The organism is Pseudorhodoplanes sp. (assembly GCF_035565795.1).
In the GTDB taxonomy this organism is placed as follows: Bacteria; Pseudomonadota; Alphaproteobacteria; order Rhizobiales; family Xanthobacteraceae; genus Pseudorhodoplanes.
Map to the genome: position 1 here is coordinate 1 of NZ_DATMRV010000121.1, position 8,671 is coordinate 8,671.

Sequence of the window (8,671 nt, forward strand, 5' to 3'; positions counted from 1 at the left end):
GGTGGCTTTTCGATTTGTGGCCTCTCGTCCACGACCCCGCCGTAGCGCCACGCATTGATGCGGTTCCATCCGGACGGTAAATGAGGGTGCCCGCGGGGCCAGTGCCTTGCGGAAAGCCGGCCATTAAAGTCCGGCTGTCCGTTTCCAGCCTATTGGGGGACCTGGATGCGCCTGCCCCGCTTCCTTGCCTTGGCTCCGCTTGCCTGGCTCCTGGCCGCAAGCCCGGCCACGGCCGTGACCGAAATCCATTGGTGGCATGCGATGCCCGGCGAACTCGGGCGCGAAGTCGAGCGGATCGCCGGCGATTTCAACCTGTCGCAATCCGAGTACAAGGTCATTCCGACCTACAAGGGTCTCTATACGGAAACCATGACCGCAGCGATGTTCGCGCTGCGGTCGAAACAACATCCAGCGATCCTGCAGTCTGCCGAAGTCTCGACCGCGACCATGATGGCGGCGAAGGGTGTGGTCTATCCGGTGCATCTCCTGATGCGCGCGCAGGGGATGGATTTCTCGCCCTCGACCTTCCTGCCGGCGATCGCCGCCTATTACGCGGATACGAGCGGCAACATGCTCTCGTTCCCATTCAACGCCTCGACACCGATCCTCTATTACAACAAGGACCAGTTCCGGCTGGCGGGTCTCGATCCGGATAAGGCGCCCGCAACCTGGCCCGAGGTCGAGGCGGCGGCGCGCAAACTCCTCGAACGAAAGATTCCGTGCGGTGTCACCACCGGCTGGCCGTCCTGGGTCAATGTCGAGAACTTCTCCGCTTTCCACAACCTGCCGATCGCAACCCTCGATAACGGTCTCGGCGGTCCGGGCGCACGGCTGCAATTCAACAATGTCGCGGTCACCGGCCATCTGTCGGCGCTGGTCGAATGGCAAAAGAGCAGGCTGTTCGACTATTCCGGCCGGACCAACGACGCAGAGCGGCGCTTCTACGGAAGCGAATGCGGGATCCTGATTTCGTCATCCGCAGCCCGCGCCGACATCATCGCCAACGCCAAATTCGAAATCGGCTACGGAATGCTCCCGTACTGGCCGAATGTCACTGGCGCTCCGCAGAACTCGATCATCGGCGGCGGCTCGCTATGGGTGCTGCATGGCCGTCCGGATGCGGAATACCGGGGCGTGGCGCGCTTCTTCGCCTTCCTGTCACGGCCTGATGTGCAAGCGCATTGGCACCAATGGACCGGGTATATGCCGGTGACCCAGGCCGCCTATGAACACACGAAGGCGCTCGGCTTCTACGACCGCAATCCCGGTACCGACATCTCGATCCGGCAGTTGACCCTCAACCCGCCCACGGCCAACTCCAAGGGGCTGCGGCTCGGCTCCTATGTCGTGATCCGCGACATCATTCAGGAGGAGATCGAGGACGCCCTCGCGGGCCGGAAATCTGCCAAGACCGCCCTCGATGAGGCCGTCCGCCGGGGCAACGAGATCCTGAGCCAGTTCGAAAAGGCTAATTGAGCGGCGCCACCTGCGACCCGGCTCCCTGGCCGGCGAGCAAAAAACGCGTAAACTCAATCTCTTACGCGGTCTTGAACCCAGAGGCCGTTGCGACCATATATTTCTCGGTTCCGGCGGGTCCGCCGGGACTGTTGGGGGTGCCTCTTTGGGCCCCGTCAAAGTCGCTGGAAAGGACTTTGAGATGTCCAGGATGCCTTCGTTGTCCAGCCCGTTTCTTTTGGGTTTCGACGAGATCGAGCGCGTGCTCGACCGTGTCACCAAAGCGGCGGACGGATATCCCCCCTACAATATCGAGCGCATCCCGCGCGACGATCGCAACCCCGATCGCTTGCGCATCACGCTCGCCGTGGCCGGCTTCACCCTCGATCAGCTCGAAGTGAGCATCGAGGAGAACCAGCTCGTCATCCGCGGCCGACAGACCGAGGACAAGACGCGCCAGTTCATCCACCGCGGCATCGCCGCCCGCCAGTTCCAGCGCGCCTTTGTGCTCGCCGACGGAATGGAGGTGCTGCGTGCGGATCTGAAGCACGGCCTCCTGTCGATCGACCTCGCGCGCCCGGAACCGGCGCGTGTTGTGCGGACCATCTCGATAACTCCGCACGAGTAACCATATCTAGGGTCAAGACCCGGATATGCGACGATCGGCGGACGGAACCGATGGACCATAGGGGCAGTTGAGTGACACGAAGGAGTAGCTGACATGACCAACGAACACACTGAAAAGCCGATCATGTCGACTCAAGCTTTCGCCGTGCTGGGCGGGGGCAAGATCGCCTATGTGAAGCCGATCAAATCCGAGAAAGTGCACGAGCTCTACCCGCAGGCGCCGGAAATGCAGCCCGGTATGCAGCTCTTTGCGCTTCACGCCGCCGACGGTACGCCGATCATGGTAACGGATACCCGCGAAGCCGCGGTTGCGAATGCCTGGAATAACGAGCTGGAGGCCGTCAGCGTCCACTGACGCGAACGCCCCCCACCGATCTGCTTACGGGCCACGGCCGGGATATCCTGGCCGTGGCCTTTGTCGTTTCAGGGTCAGCGCGCTCACCGTCATGTGAGAGCTCCCTTGAACCCGCGGCGCGCTCCGGCCGTCCAATAAACAAAGGAGCCGCATCATGTCCGCATCTGTAAGCCGCACGGCGACGGTCATCTCAATGTCCGCCCGCGATCTGGCGTCCCTTGCCTGGCGCAATCTCGCTTATGTGCGCGTCGCGCGCTCGGAAGATGTCGGGTTCTTCTGCCCCGATGCGCCCCTGCTTGCACCAGGCCGCGACGTGTTCGTGCTATACGGTGCTGACGGCAATCCGATCTTCGTCACGGATACACGCGAATCCGCGATCGCAAACGCCGAGAATGAAGATCTGGAGGCGCTAAGCCTGCACTAGTCGGTCGTATCGCTACACCGCGTGCGAGGGCGTGGTCAGCACGGCATAAAGCGCATCGGCATCGCGCGATTCACGCAACTTGTTGGCAACGTCGGGATCGCGCAGCAGACGCGCGACGCGCGCAAGCGCCTTCAGGTGATCGGCACCGGCTCCTTCGGGCGCCATCAGAAGAAAGATCAGATCGACAGGTTGCCCATCAAGCGACTCGAAATCGATCGGTCGCTCGAGCCGAGCGAACAAACCAAACAGCCGATCCAGTTTCGGCAGCTTGCCATGCGGAATCGCGATGCCGTGTCCGATACCGGTCGATCCCAGTTTCTCGCGTTGCAGCAATGTTTCAAAAATCGTGCGTTCACCGAGCCCGCTGATTTCAGCAGCGCGCGCCGCAATTTCCTGAATCGCCTGCTTCTTGCCGTTGACCTTGAGTGCGGGGATCACCGCGTTCAGGGCCACGATGTCGTTAAGCGCCATTGGAAACGGTCCGCGTGTCCGCCGGAAAAAGGGGCCGAGTTGAGGTTGTCGGGGGTGAAGCGCGGCGGACCATACGGACGCCCCCCCGCCCCGTCAATGGCCATCGGCCAAGCCGCGGAGAACGCACGCCCGTAACGGCTGAAAAGAAAAATGACCAGCGATTCCAGTAATTTAGGTAAGACCAGCATTCCCGCTGCGGCGCATTATCGGGAGAGGGCAGCACCCTGCTTTTCGCGCCGCCGCTGAACCGACGAGGCGATGCGCATACCCTCGCGGTATTTCGCAACGGTGCGGCGGGCGATGTCGATTCCAGCCTCACGCAGCTTTTCGACGATCGTGTCATCGGAAAGAATGTCATTGGGTGTCTCCGAGTCGATCAGATGCTTGATGCGATGACGGACCGCCTCAGCCGAATGCGCTTCGCCGCCATTGGCGGCCGCGATCGCAGAGGTGAAGAAATACTTCAGCTCGAAGATGCCGCGCGCAGTTGCCATGTACTTGTTCGCAGTCACACGCGACACGGTGGACTCGTGCATCGAAATCGCGTCAGCGATGGTCTTGAGATTCAGCGGTCGCAGGTGCTGAACACCGTGCGCGAAGAATGCATCCTGCTGCTTCACGATCTCGGCGGAAACTTTCAGGATTGTTCGGGCACGCTGATCGAGCGCGCGGATCAGCCACGTCGCCGATTGCAGCTTCTCGGCGAGATAGGTCTTGTCCGCCGGCGTCGCAGCATTTTTCGATACGCGCGCGTGGTAGACCTGGTTCAGCAGAATTTTCGGAAGCGTGTCGGAATTGAGTTCGACATGGAACGTGCCGTCCGGCGCCGCCCGCACAAACACGTCCGGTACGATCGGTTGAACTGATGCAGATCCGAACGCGAGACCGGGCTTCGGATTGAGCCGCTTGATCTCCGCCACCATGTCGGCAAGGTCTTCGTCGCTGACGCCGCAAAGCTTGCGCAGGCTCGCGAAATCGCGCTTCGCAAGAAGATCCAGACGCCCGAGCAGCGCCTCCATTGCGGGATCGTACCGGTTCAGTTCCTTCAGCTGGATCGCAAGGCACTCGGTGAGATTGCGCGCGCAGACACCCGCGGGATCGAAGCCCTGCAGGATCGCGAGAACCGCCTCGACTTCGGCCATGCTGGCGCCGAGCTTGTCCGCAACCGCCGCGATGTCGCCGGACAGGTATCCGGCTTCATCGACCATATCGATGAGGTGCTGGCCGATCATTCGCTGCGCGGGATCGGTGACCGACAGCGACAATTGTTCGGCAAGATGATCCGCAAGCGTGAGCTCTGCGGACACGAAGGCCTCGAGATTATATTCGCCGTCGTCACGGCCGCCGGTCCCGACGCTCGCCCATTCGGAATGCGCCGCACTCACGTCCTCCGCCCGAGCCGATGCCACCGCAGGACCGCCGTCATCGGGAAACACGTTGTCCAGACGGGTCCCGAGATCATCCTCGATGGCGTTGCGGCTGGTTGCGAGGTCCTCCCCCATCCATTCCTGGGGACCCTCGCCGTCCGAACCGACGCTGGCCGGCTCGGACACCTCTCCGGGAAGGGCCGGACCATCGTCGTCGCTGACCCGCTCGAGGAGCGGGTTTTTCTCAAGTTCTTCCTCGACATAGGCCATCAGATCGAGGTTCGAGAGCTGCAGCAGCTTGATGGCTTGCATCAGCTGCGGCGTCATCACGAGCGCCTGGCTCTGGCGGAATTCGAGGCGGGTAGTCAGTGCCATGGGAGGAGTCCTAACCCAGCGGCACGATTTGTGCATGTGGAAAAAAGGCGCACTTGCAACCCTGGCGACGCCGGGTGCGGTTGAGGTAAATGCCTAAAACTCAGGCAAATCAACCGTGTGCGCCGCTAGAGGCGGAACTGCTCGCCGAGATAGAGCCGGCGGACATCCGGATTATTCACAATATCCTCTGCCCGGCCCTCCATCAGGACTTCGCCGGAATAGATGATATAGGCGCGGTCGGTCAGGCCGAGCGTCTCTCGGACATTGTGGTCGGTGATCAAGACCCCGATCCCGCGATAGGTCAGATGCTTGACGAGCTGCTGGATGTCGCCGACCGCAATCGGATCGATGCCGGCGAACGGTTCGTCGAGCAGCATGTAGCTCGGGCGGCTGGCCAGCGCGCGCGCGATTTCCACGCGCCGCCGCTCACCACCAGAGAGCGCGATCGACGGCGACTTCCGTAACCGCGTGATGTTGAACTCATCGAGCAGCGAGTCGAGATCGCGCTCACGCCGCTTGGCATCCGGCTCGACCACCTCGAGAACCGAGCGGATGTTGTCCTCGACATTGAGGCCCCGAAAGATCGAAGCTTCCTGCGGCAGATACCCGATGCCAAGGCGCGCGCGCTGATACATCGGCAGCGGCGTGACGTCGTTTCCGTCGAGTTCGATCTTGCCGGCGTCGGCCCGGATCAGCCCGGTGATCATGTAGAAGATCGTAGTCTTGCCGGCGCCGTTCGGCCCCAGAAGGCCGACGGCTTCGCCGCGACGGACGAACAGGCTCGCGCCGCGCACCACCTTGCGGACGCCGAAACTCTTTTCGACGCTATGCGCCGCAAGATAGCCGTGCGGGGCGTGCGGGCGCTGCTCCATCGGGTCCTGACGCCGCGGGCGCGGCGGGACGAAACGCGGTTCGGACGTGCGGGGCGGCGCAATCGTCGGCGCGGGAGCAGACCGTCCGTCGCGGGCATAGCGTTGAGCCGGGTCCGTGCGGAAATGATCGGTGCGGAGCGTCTCGGGATGAAGCGGGTGCTCCCATTGCGATCTCTGGCGCGTCTGGTCGCCCACCAGAAACTCATCCCGCAGCGGCTCGATCTGCAGGGCTTCCGGAACGGATGCTGGTTGCGGCGCGGCCGCACGTTTGGCCGGCGTTTTGCTGCCGACCAGCCCGCCGATCTTCTCAAGCTCGACGCGCCACGCGCCGGATGACTTGCGCTGGCGCTGCTTTCCGGGCTTCCGACGGCGGAATATCGAGAGGAAATCGAACACCCAAATTCCTTCAGACTGACCGGCCGCCGGTTACCGACATAATCTGACGGAATCTCGGTTGCAACGGAGCACCAGTGCCGGTCAGTTGGTGACCGGCGCACTCGACGATGGCAAGGCCGTCGGTTTCTTCCTGACGGACGGCTTCTGGTCCTTGTCGGATTTGTCGTCCTTTCCGCCGGGTTTATCGTCCTTGTTGGTCGAGAAAATACCCTGCACGCGCCCGCCCTCGACCTTGGCGAAATTGGTGGTCAGATCGACGACCAGCCGCTCTCCCCGAAGAACGTTGTTGCCCTGGCTGATCACCACGCCACCGGACAATGTCACGGTGTTGGTCTTCATCTCGAAAATGCCGGTCGCTCCGGTCGCGGTCTGGTCCTTGGTGGTAACGAGCACACCGCCGCGCGCTTCGAGCCGGCGGATCGACTGGCGGCCGCCCGGGCCAGGCTTTGCAGCCTTCATCGTGCTGGCCGTCTTGGCGCCGTCCTTGGATTCGTCCTGGTCGTAATAGACCCGCAGCTCCTTGCACTTCATCACGGTGTCGCCCTGGGTCACGACAACGTTGCCGGTAAAGACAGCCATCTTGTCCTTGTCGCGCACTTCGAGAGAAGCCGCCTCGATCTGAACCGGCTGATCCTTGTTCGTGCCGAAGCCCTGCAGCGCGTTCGGCACGCCCGTATCCTGCGGTTTCGACTGCGCCTTTTGCGCCTGCGCAGTCGCGACACCTGCCAGCAAGACCAACGCGGCGACCGCCATCGGCAGCCCCCGATACACGCGAAACATCTTCATTGCGCGTTAGCCTGATTGGCCGCCTGCGACTGCATGCCGCGATTGAGCGCTTCCGGCGTGAGCATCATCACGACGCCGCCATCGAAGCGGATATTCCCGCCGGTCTCGGTGACTTCCATGCGATTGGCGTCGAGCGTTCCTTGCGGCATCTTCAACTGCACCGGCTTTTCCGAGACAATCCGGCCCTTCTTCACTTCGACCTGCGCTTCGGTCAGGCGGCCTTGATACCCCGCAGTCGAGATAATGAGAATCTCCTGATTGAGCTTCAGCAGGTCGGCCTTGGTGTCATAGATGCCTTCGACAGCCGAGAGCGTCACCTTGCTCTTGTCCTCCATGTCGATGCGTCCGCTGATCCGCTTCATCTCGACGATCGTGGGATTCTTCGTGTCCTGGGACGCCGATGCCGCCGTCACCTCATATTCCCGCTGGTCGCGGGTGAAGCCGGCGAGGCGAGGCGCCTCCATGGTGATGGTCGATCCCGAAATCACCAGCGTGCCGAACTCCGTCGGAATCTTCAGCCACCGTGCGGGATTGAGGTAATTCGCGGCCATGAGTCCACCCAGGGCCAGCACCAGAGCGACGGGGACAGCCCGTCGCAGCAGCCGGACGCGGCGGCTGTGCTTGCGGGCCCCGCTGATGACAGCCTTCGGCCGGCCCGCAGCCGGTTGGCCCGGCTGGCCCCAGTCCTCGGGTCCGGCAAGCATGCGGTTCATGGAAAGCGTCGTCGTCCTGCCCGGAATCGATGGTCAGACATTGCCATCATAGCCCGGAGCCGGCGGAAAATCGCGCCCGAATATGGCTCGGGCACGGCGGAGGCTCAGGAATGGGCGAAAATGTCCTCGTCCGGCCACCCCAGAAGGTCCAGCCGGGCCCGATGCGGCAGAAACCGGAAACAGGCCTCGGCGAGGTCGGTCCGGCCTTCCCGCGCCAGCATGGCATCGAGCTTTTCCTTGAGCGCGTGCAGGTACAGCACGTCCGAGGCCGCGTAGGCGATCTGGGCCTCCGTCAGGACCTCGGCGCCCCAGTCGGACGATTGCTGCTGTTTGGAAAGATCGACGGCAAGCAGTTCCCGCACGAGATCCTTCAGGCCGTGCCTGTCGGTATAGGTGCGCGCCAGGCGCGACGCGATTTTAGTGCAGTAAATCGGCATCGGCCACACGCCGAGCGCATTGGACAGCACGGCGACGTCGAAGCGCGCATAGTGGAAAATCTTCAGGATCGCGGGATCGGCGAGGAGCTGCTTCAGGTTCGGCGCATCGGCGCCGCCGGCCGGAATCTGCACGACATCCGCCGATCCATCGCCCGGCGACAATTGCACGACGCAGAGCCGGTCACGGTGCGGGTTGAGCCCCAGCGTCTCCGTATCGATCGCGACCGAGTTCTTGTAGCGCGAGAGGTCCGGCAGATCGCCGCGGTGCAGACGGATGGTCATTCAGATCTCGATACGAGCGCTTCAGGCCAGATGCTCGCGAGACAACGCGCCAGCACCACTTTTCAAGCGAAATCAGCACCTTAGGCGCCAACCGCACTGGCTGTGTACCAC

Annotated in this window: 10 protein-coding genes; 4 read left to right on the top strand and 6 right to left on the bottom strand. The window is 62.6% G+C overall.

Going from position 1 to position 8,671, the window contains the following annotated elements; genetic code table 11:
* Positions 1–165: 165 nt before the first annotated feature.
* The 4 genes from ugpB to VNZ93_RS11675 all read left to right on the top strand — a co-directional run bounded on the left by ugpB (position 166) and on the right by VNZ93_RS11675 (position 2,861).
* A complete protein-coding gene (gene ugpB / locus VNZ93_RS11660) occupies positions 166–1,476 on the top strand; it encodes a sn-glycerol-3-phosphate ABC transporter substrate-binding protein UgpB (protein WP_325704663.1) in 1,311 nt (436 codons plus the stop codon).
* A 181-nt stretch (positions 1,477–1,657) separates the two neighbouring features.
* A complete protein-coding gene (locus tag VNZ93_RS11665) occupies positions 1,658–2,083 on the top strand; it encodes an Hsp20 family protein (protein WP_325704666.1) in 426 nt (141 codons plus the stop codon).
* A gap of 93 nt (positions 2,084–2,176) precedes the next feature.
* Positions 2,177–2,437: a DUF1150 domain-containing protein gene (locus VNZ93_RS11670; protein ID WP_325704669.1), complete on the top strand. Its 261-nt coding sequence runs from the start codon at positions 2,177–2,179 to the stop codon at positions 2,435–2,437.
* Positions 2,438–2,591: 154 nt separating this feature from the next.
* Positions 2,592–2,861, top strand: a complete 270-nt coding sequence (locus tag VNZ93_RS11675; protein WP_325704672.1) for a DUF1150 family protein — start codon at positions 2,592–2,594, stop codon at positions 2,859–2,861.
* Positions 2,862–2,873: 12 nt separating this feature from the next.
* On the opposite strand, the gene ptsN is transcribed toward VNZ93_RS11675, so the two are convergent.
* The 6 genes from ptsN to VNZ93_RS11705 form a co-directional block, all read right to left on the bottom strand.
* Positions 2,874–3,332, bottom strand: a complete 459-nt coding sequence (ptsN, locus tag VNZ93_RS11680; protein WP_325704675.1) for a PTS IIA-like nitrogen regulatory protein PtsN — start codon at positions 3,330–3,332, stop codon at positions 2,874–2,876.
* A 203-nt stretch (positions 3,333–3,535) separates the two neighbouring features.
* Positions 3,536–5,074 (bottom strand): RNA polymerase factor sigma-54, encoded by a 1,539-nt coding sequence (gene rpoN / locus VNZ93_RS11685; protein ID WP_325704678.1) that lies wholly within the window; start codon positions 5,072–5,074, stop codon positions 3,536–3,538.
* Positions 5,075–5,199: 125 nt separating this feature from the next.
* Positions 5,200–6,342 carry an LPS export ABC transporter ATP-binding protein gene (gene lptB, locus VNZ93_RS11690; protein WP_325704681.1) on the bottom strand — a complete coding sequence of 381 codons (1,143 nt, stop codon included), beginning with the start codon at positions 6,340–6,342 and terminating at the stop codon, positions 5,200–5,202.
* An 81-nt stretch (positions 6,343–6,423) separates the two neighbouring features.
* Positions 6,424–7,128 (bottom strand): LptA/OstA family protein, encoded by a 705-nt coding sequence (locus tag VNZ93_RS11695; RefSeq protein WP_325704684.1) that lies wholly within the window; start codon positions 7,126–7,128, stop codon positions 6,424–6,426.
* On the bottom strand, positions 7,125–7,841 hold the full coding sequence (gene lptC / locus VNZ93_RS11700; protein WP_325704687.1) for an LPS export ABC transporter periplasmic protein LptC: 717 nt from the start codon (positions 7,839–7,841) through the stop codon (positions 7,125–7,127). Before lptC ends, VNZ93_RS11695 begins: the two co-directional genes overlap by 4 nt.
* 104 nt (positions 7,842–7,945) lie before the next feature.
* Complete coding sequence (locus VNZ93_RS11705) at positions 7,946–8,560, bottom strand: ribonuclease D (RefSeq protein ID WP_325704690.1); 615 nt, start codon at positions 8,558–8,560, stop codon at positions 7,946–7,948.
* Between the last annotated feature and the right edge of the window lie 111 nt (positions 8,561–8,671).

Bases quoted from the DNA above. Each gene is read 5' to 3' on its own strand.
- ugpB (WP_325704663.1), top strand. From the start codon at position 166: ATGCGCCTGCCCCGCTTCCTTGCCTTGGCTCCGCTTGCCTGGCTCCTG.
- VNZ93_RS11665 (WP_325704666.1), top strand. From the start codon at position 1,658: ATGTCCAGGATGCCTTCGTTGTCCAGCCCGTTTCTTTTGGGTTTCGAC.
- VNZ93_RS11670 (WP_325704669.1), top strand. From the start codon at position 2,177: ATGACCAACGAACACACTGAAAAGCCGATCATGTCGACTCAAGCTTTC.
- VNZ93_RS11675 (WP_325704672.1), top strand. From the start codon at position 2,592: ATGTCCGCATCTGTAAGCCGCACGGCGACGGTCATCTCAATGTCCGCC.
- ptsN (WP_325704675.1), bottom strand. From the start codon at position 3,332: ATGGCGCTTAACGACATCGTGGCCCTGAACGCGGTGATCCCCGCACTC.
- rpoN (WP_325704678.1), bottom strand. From the start codon at position 5,074: ATGGCACTGACTACCCGCCTCGAATTCCGCCAGAGCCAGGCGCTCGTG.
- VNZ93_RS11695 (WP_325704684.1), bottom strand. From the start codon at position 7,128: ATGAAGATGTTTCGCGTGTATCGGGGGCTGCCGATGGCGGTCGCCGCG.
- lptC (WP_325704687.1), bottom strand. From the start codon at position 7,841: ATGAACCGCATGCTTGCCGGACCCGAGGACTGGGGCCAGCCGGGCCAA.
- VNZ93_RS11705 (WP_325704690.1), bottom strand. From the start codon at position 8,560: ATGACCATCCGTCTGCACCGCGGCGATCTGCCGGACCTCTCGCGCTAC.